Here is a 17,275-nt window from a genome sequence, read left to right as displayed (position 1 = left end):
AATTTCAAGTTTTTTTGGAATTTATGGTAAATTAAACTCAAAATGTACCGCATTAGGTTTTCCGCTCAAAGTGAGCTTGTCGAACCACAAGGAAAACCGTTCTCTACCCTTCGACTTAGCTCAGGGCGAACGGTTTTTTTACAAAGAAAATCAGCTCCGCCCTGTACTAAGTCCCGCTTTCCCATTCGCCACAATCGTATGGAGCAGCACTTTCCACGCCGACAATTTGGGATTGGGCGATTTGCCTTCGCCAATCAACCGCATTTGCGACATATACCAATCCATTTCCAAAACCGCCCCGACTTTGTTATCAAGTGGGGCAAAGCCTGTTTTGATGCGGCTTGTGGTCAGTGTTTGGTATGAGCCATTTTGGATTTGATTGGGCAAATCGGGCATTAGGGCAAGCGGACGGGCAATGCCGATTAAATCCAAATTGCCACTTTTTAACGCGTCATTCATCGCTGTTTCGCTTCTAAATCCGCCTGTGATGATGAGTGGGACGGTGCTGATTTTGCGGGCTTTTTCGGCATAATCTAGGAAAAAGGCTTCTCTTTGGCGGGTGCTGGATTTTTCAGCCAGCATTGCAGGGCTTTCGTAGTTTCCGCCAGAAATTTCAATAAAATCAATGCCCAATTCCGATAATTTGGCAACCACAGCAAGGCTGTCATTTTCATCAAAACCGCCTTTTTGAAAATCGGCTGAATTTAATTTCACGCCCACCAAAAAATCAGGACGGACAGTTGCACGAATGCCTTGATAAATTTTTAATAAAAAATTCATACGGTTAGCTAAACTTCCGCCCCAGTCATCGGTACGAGTATTGTGGTGTGGCGACAAAAATTGGCTGATTAAATAACCGTGTGCGGCATGAATTTGCACACCGCTAAATCCTGCTTGTTCGGCGATTTTGGCGGTCGTGATGAATTCGCCAATAATTTGTTCAATTTCAACCGCTTGCAAAGCTCGTGGCGGATTGATAAAGCCGTCCATTCCGACAAGTGGCACGGCACTTGGGGCGACAGGTTCACGATTGACCACTTTGGGCGACTGTTTGCCTGCGTGGTTGATTTGCATAATCATCAGCGTGCCTGCAGTTTTGCCAGCGTCCGCCCACGCTTTGAGCATAGGGAGCGAGCGGTCGTCCGACACCACGACATCGCCCACCGAGCCTTTGCCGTTTGGCGACACCATCACATTGCCCGTAACCAGCACACCCGCCCCGCCCAATGCCCAAGTGCGGTACAAATTGACAAGGGCTTGGGTCGGCTGATTGTCTTGGGCGAGCTGTTCTTCCATTGCCGATTTGAAAAAGCGGTTTTTGGCGGTCGTGCCGTTGGGGAAAGTAAAGGATTGGAATAGCATAAAAGGTCTCTTTTAAGTTGATATGTTTAAAAATTTAAACTTATTATAAGCGATTTTTGGGTAAAGTCAAGAGTTTTCAGGCTGCCTGAAACTTATTTCCCATAAAAAAACACCGCTTATCATCACGATAAACGGTGATTTTTCTAACCATTTTTTAACCAATTCGCCACATCAAGCAGTTCTCTTTCATCAATCGTATGTCCAATCGGATAGCTTTTGAACGCCACATCAAAACCGTCATTTTGCAATATTAAGACCGCATTGTTGGCAAGTGAAATGTCTATCGGCTCATCGTTTGTGCCGTGTGCCATCAATATGGGCAACTTATCCAAGCGTTGTAAAGCATTGCCCAATTTATCCGCCATTGGCAAATAGCCAGACAAACACACCGCACCGCCAAGCCGTGCAGGATAAGTCAAGGCGGATAATAATGCCAATGCACCGCCTTGCGAAAATCCGCCAAGCACGATATTGCTAGGATTGACGCCTGTTTGAACCAATTCATTAATCAAGCGATGAAGGTAGTGATTGGCTTGGTTTAGCCCTGTTTCATCTTGGTTTTTATCCAACCGCCCCACAGGCAAATCAAACCAAGCGGTTGTCATTTGACCGCCAAGCCAAGTTACCCTTTGTACAGGGGCGGTGGGCAAAATCACTTGCCATTCTTGCCCCAAATGAGCAAGCAAAAACTCACCAATCGGCACAAACTGTCTACCTGAAAGGGTCAATCCGTGTATCAAAATCAAAACTTTGGGGGCGTGTTGATGACCCAAAATAATGGGCTTTTCAGACAGCATAAAGTTGTGTGTTGCCATTATTCGCACCCATCTATGCCACAACTTGCCCCAGCCAGATTATCTGCTTGATTGTCCTTATAAACTTGTTTTAACAGCCCCAAAAGATTGCTCACAGGCATTGCCCCTGATGTGGCGGTTTTGCCATCAAACACAAAAAACGGCACACCTTGCACACCTATGATTTGAGCTTCGTTCTCATCATTTTTGACCGCTTGAATAAAGTCATCGCTTGCCAGCATTTTTTTGGCATCATCGCCATTTAAGCCGACATCGGTGGCAAGTTGTGCCAAATTGTCGTGATTGGCAAGTTCTAGATTATCGCCAAAATAAGCACGCATCAAGCGTTCGTTCATCTCTTCGCCCTTGCCCAAACTTTTCGCCCATTGATACAGGCGATGAGCGTCAAAAGTATTGGTATTTTTCACGCCTGCATAATTCATATCAAGCCCTGCCCGCTCGCCCATTTTTTCAATATGAGCAATCATCTCCAACGCCCCCTGTGGGCTTTTGGCGTATTTTTTCTCAATACGCTCTTGGGTGGTATTGACCGCCATTTTGCCTGCGTGCGGATACAGTTCAAACGCCTTAAACTCAATCTCCACTTTATCAGCGTGAGCAAAGTTTGCAAGAGCTTGTTCCAAATGGCGTTTGCCAATGTAGCAATAAGGACAAGCATAATCTGACCAAATTTGAATTTTCATCAAAACACTCCGATTGACAGTTTAAAAAAGAAAGTGCATCTATTATAATAGCGTATGTTTTGAAAAAATAGTACGGAACTTATCGTAACCTACTAACCCAAAGGAAAGTGTCAAATGCTGAACGCCCCTAATTATCAAAATATCCAATCGCTTGAAGAGACAGGCTTTGGTTATGCTTTATCGCTGATTGGCGGAAAATACAAAATGGTGATTTTGTTTTGGCTACATCGCAATCCGCCCAATATGCGATTTAATGAACTGCAACGCAAAATCGGCAAAATTTCGGTCAAGACATTAAGCCAATCCCTAAAAGAATTGGAAAATGACGGGCTTGTCATTCGCACCGAATATCCGCAAATCCCGCCCAAAGTGGAATACAGTCTGTCGGATAAAGGCTTGTCGTTGATACCGATTTTGGACGCTTTGTGCGAATGGGGCGAGCGGTGTCGGTAAGTTTTTTCAGGCAGCCTGAAAGTCTATTTCTGATTACTCGGACAATATTTTTTCATCAATTCAACCAATTCGCCCATTTTTTCAATTTCATCTTTCATCGCCAAACTGTAAAAGCGTTCTTTGCCGATTTGTTCTACGCTTACGGCATTGGCGGAAAGCATAATTTTCAAATGGTGCGACACCGCAGGGCGAGACAAATGCAGGTTTTCGGTAATGTCATTGACTTTCATCGCCCCATTTTCCAGCAATAACTTTAAAATCAAATGGCGGTTTTCGTCCGAAAGCACGGTAAAAATGGGAATGCAGTCTTTCATTAACTGCATTGCGTGGGCTTGTTCGTTCATTTTTAGCTTATAAGTTTAAAAATTTAAACAACACATTAAAGGGAATGGAAGAATAAGTCAAATATAAGAAGCTGTGTTCATAATCTTAATAGCTTGCTTTTATCGCCACTTCATGCACTACTGCGTTGGATTTTCATACCGATAGAACCACTATCATCATGAAAATCCTCCTTGTGTTCGCAAGTGTGTCAATAAAATCAAGCTATCAATCTTACGGACACAGGTTCTAACAAATATTTGTTTTTTTATTTAAAAATTATCAGAAACAAGAATCCAACCTTGTATCTTTCCCTTTTGTGGATAAAAACGTATTATCCACATCACCCAGTTGAGTAGGAAATTGAATCCGACCTGAGTGCACAGACACTGAAGCGTAGATAAACCTACTCAACTACCCATCTCACAATCTGAACAGTATCCAAGTGCGCGACAATACGCTCGCAGACACTGCATGAACAAGGAAAGAAACCAATGGAAACCGATGGAAACCACAGAAAATACAAGCAATACAATCAAACAACATATTATCGGCATTGATGCCGCATCACACAAATTCGATATCTCTTGATTAAAAGACACCAACAAATTCACTTATCGCAGCAAAGTATTGCCAAACAACCCAAATAGTACAGCGTTGCCAACACCCTTATGTACTAGATGTACACGGAGAGCGTTGTCGCCTTGTATATGTTAATTTGAAACGACTATAGTACATAAGGGAGTTGGCAACGCTGCCATAAACTCCTAGTCATATTTCAATGCTATTTGCAATTGAGCAATATGTTCAGGTGTAATGCCACAACATCCTCCTACAATATTAGCTCCCAAGTCACACCAAATTTTTGCCCATTGTAAATAATGTTCAGGTGTGATATCGGGACGAATTGCATCTAAGCCATCGTTAGCATCGTTCATTTGTTCGGTTTGTGGTTCGAATGCATTGGCATATACGCCTATTTTCATTTTCAGGCTGCCTGAATGTGTATCCATCACTTTTTTAGCAACGCCTACTGCATCTGCCATGACTTCAGGCTGACTACAATTAAATAATACTGCTGCCACATTTTCCGACATCAAAGCCGCTACTGCATCCGCTACAGTTTCGCCTGAACGCAACATAGGTTCAGTGTGTGGATGTGTGTCTTCTAGCGTGAACGACACCCAAAATTCACGTTCATCATCACATAGCAAATGGCGCACAAACATTGCTTCGGCAATACTGCTTTGTGTTTCTGCCAGCCAAATATCCACTATATTTTTCTGACCATTAATCAAAGGTAAGGCAATTTCTGCTGCGTGATTAACATCAAATAAATCAGGTCGATATGACCCAAATAAAGGTGGTAACGACCCTGCGATTTGTACATTTTTACCCGATTGCTCTACTGCATCACGTGCCAATTGCGCGGCAGTTTGTGCCAAGTTTTCTCCTTCATTTTGAAAACGCACCTTACCAATGTGAAATGGCACAACGGCATACGCGTTAGTGGTAATTACTTCTGCACCTGCATGAATAAAATCCAAATGTGTTTCAGTAACAATATGAGGGGATTCAGTTAAAGCCAGTGCTGACCATTCTGGCTGGCGAAATGGTGCGCCACGGCGATGCAATTCGCGTCCCATGCCACCATCTAAAATAATTAGACTCATTATAATTTCCTTAAAAATTCAATATATTTGAAATTTATAGTCGTTTCAAATTGTAGTCGGTTTAAATAAAAATAAGATAAGGCGACTCTTAATTTCTAAAATAAACGACTATAAAATCCATATTGAGGCTAAAAGTCAAGATGTAGGTCAGATTCTTGAATTCAACATTTTCTATATTTCACAACTGCTTATTTAAAAAATTCTGGATACTAGAATCTGAACTATGAGTTTTTAGACAGCCTGTAACCTTTGTATAGTGGATTCAATTTAAATCAGGACAAGGCGACAGCGACCACCGTGTACACATACTACATAAGGGAGCTGGTAACGCTATACTGGTTTAAATTGAATTCACTATAAAACTTATTCAGGCTGCCTTTCCTGACTATCCAATGCCAAAAATGCCACGCCCGATAATATCATCAGCAATAAAGTCAGTACCATTGCTTTATGATAATTTTCCACACCGACCTTACTCAAATAACGATAAATCAAAGTGGTCAAAGTTGTCCATTCGGGGCGCGATAGAAATAGGGAAGCGGCAAATTCTCCAATACACGTTGCAGCTGCCAATGTTAAACCGCGCCGCATGGCTGGCAATAAAAGTGGTAAGGTAACTTGTAAGGCAGCCTGAAACAGATTGGCACCGAATACCCGAGCGGCTTGTGTGTAATTTTCAGGCAGCGTTTCCCATGCGGCTAAAATATCTTTGGTAACAAAGGGATAGGCAAATAATGCGTATAAAGCAATCAACATGGGCAAAGTTGCTGACCAATCGGGATACAGCAGCAATACGCCAAATGATAGGCACACGGGCGACACCATAAACGGTAAAAAAGTAAATCCGCGTATCGCACGAAATCGCCGCGCGATTGCTGCGTGTAATCCACCCAAAATCGCTGCCATTACCACCGCCATCGCGCTGAATCGCACAGTATTCCACACCGCCGCCCATGTTTCCGCATCCCATAAAACTTGCCACGCAGTACCTGCAAAGGCAGCCTGAAAAAACACGGCACACAAAGGCATCGCGCAAGTAAGCAACAATAAACTGAATGCCAATAACAATAAACTTTTTTCGGCTAGGGTACGCGGTTTTTCAGGCTGCCTTGTGCGAATTTCGGCGGTATTGTGATGTCGCGCAAACCATGCTGAAGCGATACCTGCCAATGCGGTTACGCCCAATACCAGCCACACCAATACCGCAGCACTTGCCATATTTAATTCGTAGGCAATCAGTTGATAAATTTCCACTTCTATCGTGGCGTAATGTTGTCCACCCAACAACAATGCCAAGCCAAATCCTGAAAAACAATACAGAAAAATTAAACACGCTGCACCTGCTAACCATGTTCGCAATACGGGTAATTCTACGTGCCAAAAGCGTTGCCACGTATTTGTTCCCAATGTTTGTGCGGCGGCAAGACGATTGGCAGGTACAGCGATAAATCCTTGATAGGCGGCGCGTATCATCACGGGTAAATTGAAAAACACGTTACCATACAATAACAAAGCGGCAGTATCAGCCCAACCGCGCCACAAAAAACCGTGTTCGCCAAACAATGCCAGTACGCCCATGCCTGCCACCAAAGTCGGCATAATAAACGGTAGCATCAGCAGACGCAGTATCAGTTTACGTCCAACAAAATTCAGCCGTGCCAATACCCATGCGATAGGTATGCCTAATAATGTGGTCAAAGCAACGGTTAGGGCTGCCTGAAAAATTGTCCAAATAATGCGTTTTTGGTAATAGCTATCGTGCAGGATTTCTGTCCACAAGGGCGCGGCATCTTCGTAGCGCAACATTGCCCACAAGGGTGCGGCGACCATGCAATATAAAAATAAGAGTGGAATGATGGCGAGAATCAGCGTAGTGAAATGGCGGCGCATGAGTTGATTTGTTTTGTAAGTAAAATAAAGATTGTAGCGCAAAAAGGCAGCCTGAAAGGCTTTCAGGCTGCCTGTTTGTTATGAAATTATTGAATGCTTGTGCCAACACGTTTCATGTCGCCCAAATTCAACCAGATGATAAATGCTTTGCCGACGGTATACTTATCATCCACAAATCCCCAATAACGGCTGTCTGCGCTATTGTCACGGTTATCGCCCAATGCAAAATATTTACCTTGTGGCACAGTACAACGGAATGCGCTGCCATCTTCTGCATATTGGCAATTTTCAGGAAGTTCGCTTGATAAACCTTTATTTTGCATGATGTCTTGATAAGCATTCCATGCGCGAGCTGAAATACTAGGCTCATTTTCATCTTTTAAGACATCAAATTTTTTATCGCCAAAAACAGAATGAACTAACTGAATATTATGTGTTTTTCTAAAATCAAAATCGTCTGGATAAGCATAATTGCCTGCTGGTGTATCTTGGCTGACTATCCCATTTACACTTAATATTTTATCTTTATATTCAATTACATCTCCACCAACAGCTACGATGCGCTTAATGTAATTGGTATTGGGCTCAACGGGATAATTGAACACCACTACATCGCCACGCTGAATATTGCCCGTTGGTACAGCAACGGTATTGAGTACAGGTATGCGAATGCCATACGCAAATTTATTAACCAGAATAAAATCGCCTTTGACCAAACCAGGGCGCATGGAGCTGGACGGAATTTGGAAAGGTTCAGCGATAAATGTGCGCAGGAAAAATACGATAGCAACCAGAGGAAAAAATCCTGCAATGTAATCACGGAAATGATTGTTGTCGTGTATGTTTTCAGGCTGCTTTTTGGCGTTGATTTTGTGCCATGTCCAAATGATGCCCGTTGCAACGGTGAATAATAATAGAACGGCGGTAAAGCTCCATTGCAAACCTGCGGCGAGGATGCCAAAAATGCCAATCATGGCGAGCAAATAGCCCCATTGAATTGCGCTGCTCCATTCACCTTCTTCGTTGCGTTCCTTTTTTCCCGATACCAGTAAAATAATGCCGATGACCAGTGCTGCGATAGAGGCGTATGTTATTTGAGTGAATTCCACTTTTTATCCTATTAATTAAAAATGATTCTTTCAGGCAGCCTGAAAGAAGTATCATACAAAATATGGTCATTAAAAATAGCAATAAGACAAGGCGATAGTGACCGTTGTGTACAAATCGTACATTAAGGAAATTGGCAATCGATGCTGTATTATTTTTATTTGAAACGACGATAAATTGTTTATTCTACCATTTTCAGGCTGCCTGAACAAAATCACGTTTGTAAGTTTAAGAATTGTAGAATGATTTGCACCATGCTTCGAACGGCAAATCACGCGCGTACCGAAAATGATGACAAAATATGTTTGTGTACACTTAAAACGATTGTTGCCAGATTAGCGCTGTCCTCCCATTGCTAAATAAAGCGCTATCCAATTGTTGATTTGCTCAAACAGATTATCTTGAATAGCAATCTTAGCTTGACGCAGTTGTTCTTGGCTTTCTTGCAACTCTTTCATAGCAATTTGCCCTGCTTGATAGCGAGTATTTTGGTGTTTAAATTGCTGCTCTACATGTTTTTGCGTTTGCAATAGCAGTTGACGTTTATCTTGGGCGGTTTGCCATGCTGTTAATTTATTTTCTACATCGGCAAGTGCTTTGTAAACCTGTTCACGATATTGCTGCATAGCAATTTGACTGTTGATTTCAGCTGTTTTCAGGTTATCTCTGTGTTCTTGCGGATTAAGTGGGGGTAGGTTGATGGAAATACCCCAGTTAAGCACGGGCACTTTCAATAAATCAAATAGTTTGGGACTTTGATTTTGTGCGCCAGCCGTTAATACCAGTGTGGGATAAAGGTTTTTCTGGGTCAATTCAGGCGCAGTCAGTGAGGCTTGAAGCCGCCATAAGGCAGCCTGAATATCTGGGCGGTTATTTAATACTTCAGCTGGTTGCCCGATAAAAATATCTTTGATTTTTGGCAAATGTTTACTATCGGTAAGCGATGATGGTAATTCAGAAACATGGTGGTTGAGCAAAAGTGCGAGTTGGTTAAGGGCTTCGTTTTTATCAGCATTCAGTTGTAGTTGATTTTGTTGTTGCAGCGTGATGTTTTGCTGCAAAGGTATCAATTCACTAGGAGCAATGATGCCTGCTTTGAGCTGGGTTTGGGCAAATTGTAGCTGACGTTGTTGGTATTTCAGGCTGTTTGCTTGGTCTTGTAATTTTTGGTTGAGATGAACAAGGTTGTAGTAGGCACGGACGGCGTTGGCGGTTAAATTGAGGTAAACCGCTTGACGGTCGGCTGTGCTGGCATTTTTTTCCCATTCGCTGATGTTTTGCTGCAAAGCAAGTTTGCCCCATAAATCCAGTTCCCAACTGGCATTCAGGCTGCCTTCGCTGCTGGATTGGTGTTGGGTTTGGTGTGATTCTAGATGATGTGTACCACCTGTTTGGGTACGCATTTGCGCATTGAAGCTGGGAAAACGGGTTCTTTTTTCTTTTTGCCAGTTCAAAACGGATTTTTGCAGATTGAGCGTGGCAATGGATAGCTCGCTGTTGTGCTGCATCACATCTTCCAAATAGGCATTGAGTATAGGGTCGTTGAAGCTGTGCCACCAATTGTGATAACAAAAATCTTGGCTGTTTGCTTGGCAGATATTTTGCTGTTGTGATGCAGGTTGTTGATTCAAAAAAGTCGTGGGTAAGTTCAGACTTTGTTCAATGCTTTGTGCATTAACAGAGCGCGTACTTTGGCAGCCTGAAAGCAGAATGAGTGATAAAGTGCTTAATATAGATACTGTTTTTTTAAATGATTTCATAGATATTTCTTTTCACTTCTTTGCTTTCAGGCAGTCTGTATGTGTTTCAGGCAGCCTGAAAGCCTATTTAAATATGGTTTAAAGCATCAATTGGATTCATTTTCGCGGCTTTGTGTGCTGGCATAAAACCAAATACCAAGCCAATTAAGCTGGCACAGAGTACCGCCAAACCAATGGAGCTGGCTGAAAAAGCAATGGGGACATTGAATGTTTGCAGTAATGCACCAAATCCAAATGCCAACAACACGCCTATAATGCCGCCGATGGCACAAACGACCATCGCTTCAATCAAAAATTGCTGCACAATGTTGATATAGCGTGCGCCAACCGCCATACGCACGCCGATTTCTCCTGTGCGTTCGGTAACAGACACCAACATGATGTTCATCACACCAATACCGCCTACCAACAGCGAAATAACGGCAATCGCACCAACCAATAAAGTCAAAGATTGTGCCGTTTTTTCAATGGTTTTGCTTAAACTGTCGCTGTTGAAAATGGTAAAGTCTTCTTTGCCGTGTCTGTTTATCAATGTTTGTTTCACACCTTGACTGGCGAGCGTGGAAGAATAACCCTTTTGTAAAAGCAATGTCATGCTGTCCAAATGAGACGAATCACCAATAAAACGTGCTTGTAAAGTGCGATATGGCATCCAAATTTTCAGGCTGCGGTCATAATTACCTTCTATGCCTTTGTATTGAAATACACCAATCACACGATTAGGCGCACCATTGAGCATGATAATTTCCCCAACAGCAGATTGATTAGGAAAAAAAGCCTGTTTGGTTTTATCGCTGATGATGATATGTTGCGCCATACTATCCATTTCAGGCTGCCTGAACATGCTTCCTTCTAAAAAACGTACGTTTTGCAGGCGATGATGGCTGATATTGACACCATCTACTTGAACCTGCCGCTCTTTATTTCCTACTTGTGCAGTCATCGTGCTGCTTAAATTAGGCGATACGCTATCCACAAAAGGAAGTTTTGCCAAAATATGCATATCATCTAAAGTTAGACTTTCCACCTGTTCAGTGCGCTTATCTCCCTCGCGACCAGCGGAAACAATCAAAGTTGCTGAACCTACGCTATTGATTTCATTTAAAACTTTTTGTTTGGAGCCGTTACCTAATGCCACAATCAGCACCACCGATGCAATGCCGATAATGATACCGAGCATGGTTAATAAAGTTCGCATTTTATTGGCAAACATGGTTAATAAAGCCATGCCAAATGCTTCTTTCAGGCTGCCTAAAAATGGCATAAACCGCTTGGTTTGACGCGGTAAAGTGCTTTCAGACGGCATAATGGTATTTTCTTCCGTCAATGGTGCATTACGCTCATCACGCACAATCACACCATCGCTGATTTCAATGACTCGTTTGGCAAGTGCTGCAATTTTAGGGTCATGCGTAACCAAAATAACGGTATGCCCCTCGTGGTTTAATTGCAGCAAAATCTCCATCACATCGCGGCTGCTGTGGCTATCTAGTGCGCCTGTTGGCTCATCGGCAAAAATAATCTGTCCGCCGTTCATTAAAGCTCTGGCAATGGATACGCGCTGCTGTTGCCCGCCAGAAAGTTGATTAGGGTAATGCCCTGTGCGCTCTTGCAAACCCAATTTCGCCAACAATTCATTAGCTCTTGCTAAACGTTGATGAGGCGACACGCCTGCATAAACCGCTGGCACAGCAACATTTTCTGCCGCATTCAGGCTGCTCAATAACTGATAACGCTGAAAAATAAAACCAAATTTATCGCGTCGCAAACCCGCCAGCATATCGCTGTCCATCTCATGCACAGGGCAGCCTGAAATCAAATATTCGCCTGATGTAGGTGTATCCAGACACGCCATAATGTTCATCAAAGTGGATTTGCCTGAACCAGATTGCCCGATAATTGCCACCATATCGCCCGCTGCAACATCCAAGCTGATGCCATGCAAAACCTCTAAAGTTTGCTCACCAAAAGCAAAACTTTTGTGAATATCTTTTAATGACAACAAAATATTTTGCTGATTAAGCTCGTTTGCCTCTCCAATTGTCATGGTCAAAACTCCAATTCCCCCAAAGTTTCTACCACGCCATCAGACTCGGTAACCACCACTTTATCGCCAGCCTGCAAACCTGATAACACTTCTACATCCACTTTATTATTCAGCCCAATTTCAACCTCTCGCAGTTCAATTTCGGGTATTGCCTTATCTGCCGACTCATGCATCACTTTGACTTCAAAACGATTATTGCCCAAAGACTTGCCCAAAGCATTGCTGGGAATAGTCAATACTTGATTTTTTTGCTCAATTAACACCGTAACATTTGCCGTCATACCAATAAACAACTCATGTTTGGGATTGGGTACATTTAGCCAACCATAATAATAAACCGCACCCGAACCAATCTCACCAATGGGCGCAAGCTCCAAAGCATCCAGCGTGGCATCAAATTGCTTGCTAGGCAAACCCAAAATTTGAAAATGTGCTTTCATACCCGTTTTCAATTTAGGCACATCGGCTTCGGAAAACTTCGCCTTAATTTGCACCGTATCCATTTTTGCCAAACGAACAATCGTCGGGCTGGATTGCATCGCATTAATGGTTTGCCCCTGCTTGGTAACCACCGAGACCACAATCCCCTCTATCGGCGCAGTAATACGGGCATAGCCTAAATTAGTTTTAGCAGTCTGGATTTTCAAACGCGCCTGTTCCAGCTGTGATTGGCTCACTTTTAAATCATTCTGCGCATTTTTCAACGCATTTTGCGCTTTCAAAAAATCCAACTTGGAAGTTACTCCACCCTCATAAGTCTGTTTCAAGCTGTTAAATTCAGTTTGCATTTGAGCCAGTTGAATTTTTCGCGTGTCATGTTGCGCCAACAAACTCCGATAATGCGCCTCTTCATCTTTGAGTGCATTTTCCTGCTGGCTAGCATCAATTTCAGCAATCACATCACCTTTCTGCACACGCTGCCCCAGTTGCACATACAATTTATTGACACGCCCCGTTGCCTGCGCACCCACGTCCACTAATTCTTCCGCATGAACCTGTCCACCTGCCAATACAGTATCTTGCAAATCACGCAACGTGGCAGTGGCGGTAGCATACTGTGGAACAGAGACACTCTTGTTTTGATAAAAAAACCAACTGACAGTTATGCACATAACAAATAGCATCAAAATAAATGCTTTTTTATATTTTTTAATCAAAATCATATTTTCACTTCTAATTATTCTAGAATTTAAACTCAAATTATACCAAAATTAATTTTATTAAAGATGATATGTTCTGATAAAAACAATGTAGATAAAGCGTTCAATTCATCAAACGGTTACAAAATCATTTGCAATTCAGGCTGCCTGTAACCATGTTTCAATTGATTGTGAATACAGGTTCTCATACTTTCAAAAATAGCGAAAAAGATTGATAGTCAATTTTATTGTATTTTTATAGAATGCGTTTTGCGTTATGCCAAAAATTCTCAATCCTATTTAATATGTAGAAAGAATAAAAAAACAATGACAGAAGAAACCATCATTCAACAATTTACAGCGTTTTGTGAAGGTAAGCTTACTGCTGAAGAATGGAAAAAAATGGATAGTAGAAAATACCCAAATCGTGGAAAAAACCTGCGGCAGAAGGTATTTTTTGAAAATCAAACCCAAGGAAAGTTTTTCTAATAAAAGTAATGCGTATTTTGGGTAAATGGCTGTTTTTGAATGGTTGCAAACGAAAAATATTGGTGTTTCGCTGTCGGATATCTATAAAAACGAATACGAAAAAGAGTTTGATGATTTTTGTAAAGCCCAAGCTCAAAAGGAACAAGAATTAAAACAAGCTGTTGTCTCTAAATTTGGGTATTTAAAAGAAATTTATCCCAAATTCTTCAAGCAATTAGCAGAAACTTTTTCTGAAACTAATCAAATAGAAAAGGGGAAAACGGCAGCGGAAATTCAGCACAAAGAAGCGGAATTGGGTGTGCGATTTTCCGAAGAGTTGAAAACATTTTTTCAGTATATTTCTGTTTTAAAATTAGAAGGCGTGGAAATTCGTTTTGATGCGTTGGAAAAACAAACGTTAAACGAAAAAGTGTTTTTAATTTTGGGTGAATTTTGGAAATATGCCGATGGAGATAAGCTATTTTACGATGTTGAAAATCATAACATTGTGATTTGTGCACACGAATATCAACCGCCAAAACAGCTAAAACAAGCCGATACGATGACTACTTTTGTGGAAAAAATACTTTTTCAATATTTAAAACAACAATATAAAAAGTAATACAATGGTTGCTATTGCTTTGGTTGTGTTTATTTTAACTGACTATAATCTATTCAGGCTGCCTTAACTATTAAGGCAGCCTGAAAGATAGATTTAATTATTTATTAGCAAACCATTTGTTTTGAATTTGCTCGTAAGTACCATCAGATTTAATTTGTGCCAAACCTGTATTTAATTTATTCAGCAATTCGTGATTGCCTTTTTTCACAGCAAATGCATAGAGGTTTACAGGAGAATTAGGCAACTCTATCATGCGCAAACCGTCTTTGGAATAGTTGTGCAAGTAATAACCCAATGCAGCGGAATCACCAAATGTAGCAGGCGTTTCACCAGCAATAGTAGATTTAACCGCCAGCCAAGTACTTTCAGTTTCAATAGGAGTTGCGCCGTTGTCTTTAATCAAGTGTTCGTTTGGTGTACCTTGTTGTACAGAGACAGATTTTCCTTTTAATTCATTCCAACCTTGAACATCTGTTGCATTTTTACCAAGTAATAGAACAGTTTTCCCTTCAAAATAAACATCTGAAAAATCTACTACAGCTTTACGAGTATCAGTAATAGATACACCAGAGCTCACAATATCTGCTTCATCTTTTGCTAAAGAATCCAATAAACCCAAGAATGGACGAGCTTCAAACTTCACATCAAAACCTTGTTTTTCACCGATAGCTTTCAGCAAATCCAAATCAAAGCCTTCAATTTGGTTGGTGCTACTGCGAGTGATGAATGGTTCATACAATGCTTCTGAATGCACACGCAAAACAGGTTTACCTGAAGTGGTTTCAGCTGTTGCTGGAGAAGCTGATTGAGTTTCAGCTGCTTTTTGCTCGCCACCGCAAGCACTCAATGCTAAAGCACACAAAGTAGTTAATAATAATTTATTCATGGAGTTTACCCTTGCTAAAAATTCTTTGAAAAAACGGAAGCAAATATAACATAGAAAACAATAAACATAAACACCATGTTAATGTCTTAATGTGATATTAAGTTTATTATAAACTATTTTAATAAGATAAGCATTTATTTGTGCATATTGTTTGATGTGCATCAATTTTAAATATAGTAAAGAGAATACTTATTTTATGTAACACTAGGAAACTTATTCTATTTTAAAAGAATTTTCTAATATTTGTGTGATTGAAAGATAAAGATAGCCTGAAATTTGTTGGCTGGATACTTTTATCTGATTTTAAAAAAACAAAATTTTATTAAATATAAAACTCTCAGATTAAAAAATTCGACCTATTATTTCGGATTTTGCAAAGGTTCTATGCAAGCATCCAACCAAAATTTTTTCAGGCTGCTTGAATAGGTTTTGCAAAGGTTTGAAAATCACTCAATGTGCTACTATTATTTAAAATAGATATAAGACAAGGCAATAGTAACTGCTATGTACACCTTGTACAGTAAAAGAGCAGATAACGTGGTATTATTTTTATTCAAATGACTATAATTGTTCAGGCTGCCTAATTATTGGTTTGATTTAAAGGCAGCCTGAAACTTTTCTGATTGAATATTTTTATCTTTTTTGTTTTTAAATAAAACAAATAAATGGTTGTTACAATGAAAAATATCAGATTTAATAATTCGACCTACAATTTCGGGATTTGAAAAGATTTCAGCCTGAAACCATATTCCATAGGAAAAATAGAATGAACAAACACATTTTACTCGCCGTAACAGGTGGCATTGCGGCATACAAATCCTGCGAATTGGTGCGTTTGCTGAAAAAACAAGGGCATACTGTAACCGTTGCCTTGTCGCAAGCCGCCACAGAATTTGTTACCGCGCAAACCTTTCAAGCATTGAGTGGCAACCCTGTATTAACCGAAAACGGCAAGGGCGAAGGAAACGGCATGGCACACATCAACGCCACTCGTGCTGCGGATATTATGCTGATTGCGCCAGCCACCGCCAATACGATTGCCAAAATCGCGCATGGCATTGCCGATAATTTAATCAGCGAAATGGCGGCGGCACGCGATTGTCCATTGGTGGTTGCGCCTGCGATGAATGTACAAATGTGGCGTAATCCTGCTAATTTGCGCAATATAGACAGCCTGAAAGCCGATGGCGTGCATATTTTAATGCCTGCACACGGCGAACAAGCGTGCGGTGAAATCGGCGAAGGACGGATGTTGGAAGCAGCACAAATTGCGGAATTGTTGCCCGATTTTTGGCTACCCAAACCCTTGCGTGGCAAACGAATCTTGATTACCGCAGGTGCCACTTACGAAGCGATTGACCCTGTGCGCGGCATCACCAATATTTCCAGCGGACAAATGGGCATGGCTTTGGCAAAAATCTGTCGTGGCGCAGGTGCGAGCGTGAGTTTGGTGTATGGTAAAATCAGCGCCAAAATTCCCGAAAATTTGGCGTACGTTGAACAAGCCATCAGCGCGCAAAATATGCACGATTCGGTTTTCAGGCTGCTGCAACAAGGACAAGATGCGTTTATTTCGGTGGCGGCGGTGGCGGATTATCGGGTTGCCAACGCATCGGAACAAAAATTGAAAAAAGACGGTTCAGGCAAACCGCCTGTGATTGAATTGACCGAAAATCCTGATATTTTGCGCGAAGTAGCGGCTTTACCGAATGCGCCGTTTTGTGTTGGTTTTGCAGCAGAAAGTGAAAATGTGTTGACTCACGCGCGAATCAAACGCGAGAAAAAAGGCATTCCGATGTTGGTGGCAAACCAAGTTTCCGATGCGATGGGGAAACCGACTAATATTATTACCATTTTGGACGATGAAAATGAAACTTCGTTGCCAGAAATGGATAAAGACCAAGTTGCCGCTGCGATTGTGGCGAGAATGGTATCAATTTGGCAAAATTAATAATAAAAATAACTATTTTACTTTCAGGCAGCCTGAAAGAGCGTAGAATAAAAATAGGCAAATGATGTTTGTCCATTTTTTTATTTTTGTTTTGGAGG

15 protein-coding genes are annotated in these 17,275 nt (G+C 41.4%); 4 read left to right on the top strand and 11 right to left on the bottom strand.

What is annotated here, in order from left to right; genetic code table 11:
* Positions 1-150: 150 nt before the first annotated feature.
* The 3 genes from MIS45_RS06885 to MIS45_RS06875 all read right to left on the bottom strand — a co-directional run bounded on the left by MIS45_RS06885 (position 151) and on the right by MIS45_RS06875 (position 2,860).
* Positions 151-1,362, bottom strand: coding sequence for an NADH:flavin oxidoreductase/NADH oxidase family protein (locus tag MIS45_RS06885; protein WP_249449991.1), 1,212 nt, complete (start codon positions 1,360-1,362; stop codon positions 151-153).
* A 143-nt stretch (positions 1,363-1,505) separates the two neighbouring features.
* Complete coding sequence (locus MIS45_RS06880) at positions 1,506-2,177, bottom strand: alpha/beta hydrolase (protein ID WP_249449990.1); 672 nt, start codon at positions 2,175-2,177, stop codon at positions 1,506-1,508.
* The gene (locus tag MIS45_RS06875) at positions 2,177-2,860 is read right to left on the bottom strand and encodes a DsbA family oxidoreductase (protein ID WP_249449989.1); all 684 of its coding nucleotides are present in this window, start codon (positions 2,858-2,860) and stop codon (positions 2,177-2,179) included. The genes MIS45_RS06880 and MIS45_RS06875 overlap by 1 nt, the downstream gene beginning before the upstream one ends.
* Before the next feature lie 114 nt (positions 2,861-2,974).
* Between MIS45_RS06875 and MIS45_RS06870 the strand changes: the two genes are divergently transcribed.
* Positions 2,975-3,313, top strand: coding sequence for a winged helix-turn-helix transcriptional regulator (locus tag MIS45_RS06870; protein ID WP_249441919.1), 339 nt, complete (start codon positions 2,975-2,977; stop codon positions 3,311-3,313).
* A gap of 23 nt (positions 3,314-3,336) precedes the next feature.
* Here MIS45_RS06870 and MIS45_RS06865 read toward each other — a convergent pair whose 3' ends face one another.
* The 7 genes from MIS45_RS06865 to MIS45_RS06835 all read right to left on the bottom strand — a co-directional run bounded on the left by MIS45_RS06865 (position 3,337) and on the right by MIS45_RS06835 (position 13,274).
* Entirely contained in the window at positions 3,337-3,657 is a 321-nt protein-coding gene (locus MIS45_RS06865) for an ArsR/SmtB family transcription factor (RefSeq protein WP_249449988.1), read from the bottom strand.
* A 744-nt stretch (positions 3,658-4,401) separates the two neighbouring features.
* Positions 4,402-5,307, bottom strand: coding sequence for a homocysteine S-methyltransferase family protein (locus tag MIS45_RS06860; protein WP_249449987.1), 906 nt, complete (start codon positions 5,305-5,307; stop codon positions 4,402-4,404).
* Positions 5,308-5,670: 363 nt separating this feature from the next.
* On the bottom strand, positions 5,671-7,197 hold the full coding sequence (locus MIS45_RS06855) for an ABC transporter permease (protein ID WP_249449986.1): 1,527 nt from the start codon (positions 7,195-7,197) through the stop codon (positions 5,671-5,673).
* Positions 7,198-7,283: 86 nt separating this feature from the next.
* On the bottom strand, positions 7,284-8,306 hold the full coding sequence (gene lepB / locus MIS45_RS06850; RefSeq protein WP_249449985.1) for a signal peptidase I: 1,023 nt from the start codon (positions 8,304-8,306) through the stop codon (positions 7,284-7,286).
* Between the two features lie 333 nt (positions 8,307-8,639).
* On the bottom strand, positions 8,640-10,064 hold the full coding sequence (locus MIS45_RS06845; protein WP_249449984.1) for an efflux transporter outer membrane subunit: 1,425 nt from the start codon (positions 10,062-10,064) through the stop codon (positions 8,640-8,642).
* A gap of 67 nt (positions 10,065-10,131) precedes the next feature.
* On the bottom strand, positions 10,132-12,111 hold the full coding sequence (locus MIS45_RS06840; protein ID WP_249449983.1) for a MacB family efflux pump subunit: 1,980 nt from the start codon (positions 12,109-12,111) through the stop codon (positions 10,132-10,134).
* Positions 12,112-12,113: 2 nt separating this feature from the next.
* A complete protein-coding gene (locus MIS45_RS06835) occupies positions 12,114-13,274 on the bottom strand; it encodes an efflux RND transporter periplasmic adaptor subunit (RefSeq protein ID WP_249449982.1) in 1,161 nt (386 codons plus the stop codon).
* 303 nt (positions 13,275-13,577) lie between these two features.
* Between MIS45_RS06835 and MIS45_RS06830 the strand changes: the two genes are divergently transcribed.
* The gene (locus MIS45_RS06830; protein WP_249449981.1) at positions 13,578-13,739 is read left to right on the top strand and encodes a hypothetical protein; all 162 of its coding nucleotides are present in this window, start codon (positions 13,578-13,580) and stop codon (positions 13,737-13,739) included.
* Positions 13,740-13,764: 25 nt separating this feature from the next.
* Positions 13,765-14,340 (top strand): SMI1/KNR4 family protein, encoded by a 576-nt coding sequence (locus tag MIS45_RS06825; protein ID WP_249449980.1) that lies wholly within the window; start codon positions 13,765-13,767, stop codon positions 14,338-14,340.
* Positions 14,341-14,437: 97 nt separating this feature from the next.
* Here the strand turns inward: MIS45_RS06825 and MIS45_RS06820 are convergent, their stop codons facing one another.
* Positions 14,438-15,226, bottom strand: a complete 789-nt coding sequence (locus MIS45_RS06820) for a transporter substrate-binding domain-containing protein (RefSeq protein ID WP_249441902.1) — start codon at positions 15,224-15,226, stop codon at positions 14,438-14,440.
* 766 nt (positions 15,227-15,992) lie between these two features.
* Between MIS45_RS06820 and coaBC the strand changes: the two genes are divergently transcribed.
* On the top strand, positions 15,993-17,177 hold the full coding sequence (coaBC, locus tag MIS45_RS06815; RefSeq protein WP_249449979.1) for a bifunctional phosphopantothenoylcysteine decarboxylase/phosphopantothenate--cysteine ligase CoaBC: 1,185 nt from the start codon (positions 15,993-15,995) through the stop codon (positions 17,175-17,177).
* The last annotated feature ends 98 nt before the right edge of the window (positions 17,178-17,275 follow it).

The organism is Wielerella bovis (assembly GCF_022354465.1).
Taxonomy (GTDB): Bacteria; Pseudomonadota; Gammaproteobacteria; order Burkholderiales; family Neisseriaceae; genus Wielerella; species Wielerella bovis.
The sequence above is the reverse complement of the archived record's forward strand: the minus strand, read 5'-3'. Positions and strand labels throughout refer to the sequence as shown.

What these genes read in the sequence shown, in the direction of transcription:
- MIS45_RS06885 (WP_249449991.1), bottom strand. Translation starts at nt 1,362, where the DNA reads ATGCTATTCCAATCCTTTACTTTCCCCAACGGCACGACCGCCAAAAAC.
- MIS45_RS06880 (WP_249449990.1), bottom strand. Translation starts at nt 2,177, where the DNA reads ATGGCAACACACAACTTTATGCTGTCTGAAAAGCCCATTATTTTGGGT.
- MIS45_RS06875 (WP_249449989.1), bottom strand. Translation starts at nt 2,860, where the DNA reads ATGAAAATTCAAATTTGGTCAGATTATGCTTGTCCTTATTGCTACATT.
- MIS45_RS06870 (WP_249441919.1), top strand. Translation starts at nt 2,975, where the DNA reads ATGCTGAACGCCCCTAATTATCAAAATATCCAATCGCTTGAAGAGACA.
- MIS45_RS06865 (WP_249449988.1), bottom strand. Translation starts at nt 3,657, where the DNA reads ATGAACGAACAAGCCCACGCAATGCAGTTAATGAAAGACTGCATTCCC.
- MIS45_RS06860 (WP_249449987.1), bottom strand. Translation starts at nt 5,307, where the DNA reads ATGAGTCTAATTATTTTAGATGGTGGCATGGGACGCGAATTGCATCGC.
- MIS45_RS06855 (WP_249449986.1), bottom strand. Translation starts at nt 7,197, where the DNA reads ATGCGCCGCCATTTCACTACGCTGATTCTCGCCATCATTCCACTCTTA.
- MIS45_RS06845 (WP_249449984.1), bottom strand. Translation starts at nt 10,064, where the DNA reads ATGAAATCATTTAAAAAAACAGTATCTATATTAAGCACTTTATCACTC.
- MIS45_RS06840 (WP_249449983.1), bottom strand. Translation starts at nt 12,111, where the DNA reads ATGACAATTGGAGAGGCAAACGAGCTTAATCAGCAAAATATTTTGTTG.
- MIS45_RS06835 (WP_249449982.1), bottom strand. Translation starts at nt 13,274, where the DNA reads ATGATTTTGATTAAAAAATATAAAAAAGCATTTATTTTGATGCTATTT.
- MIS45_RS06830 (WP_249449981.1), top strand. Translation starts at nt 13,578, where the DNA reads ATGACAGAAGAAACCATCATTCAACAATTTACAGCGTTTTGTGAAGGT.
- MIS45_RS06825 (WP_249449980.1), top strand. Translation starts at nt 13,765, where the DNA reads ATGGCTGTTTTTGAATGGTTGCAAACGAAAAATATTGGTGTTTCGCTG.
- MIS45_RS06820 (WP_249441902.1), bottom strand. Translation starts at nt 15,226, where the DNA reads ATGAATAAATTATTATTAACTACTTTGTGTGCTTTAGCATTGAGTGCT.
- coaBC (WP_249449979.1), top strand. Translation starts at nt 15,993, where the DNA reads ATGAACAAACACATTTTACTCGCCGTAACAGGTGGCATTGCGGCATAC.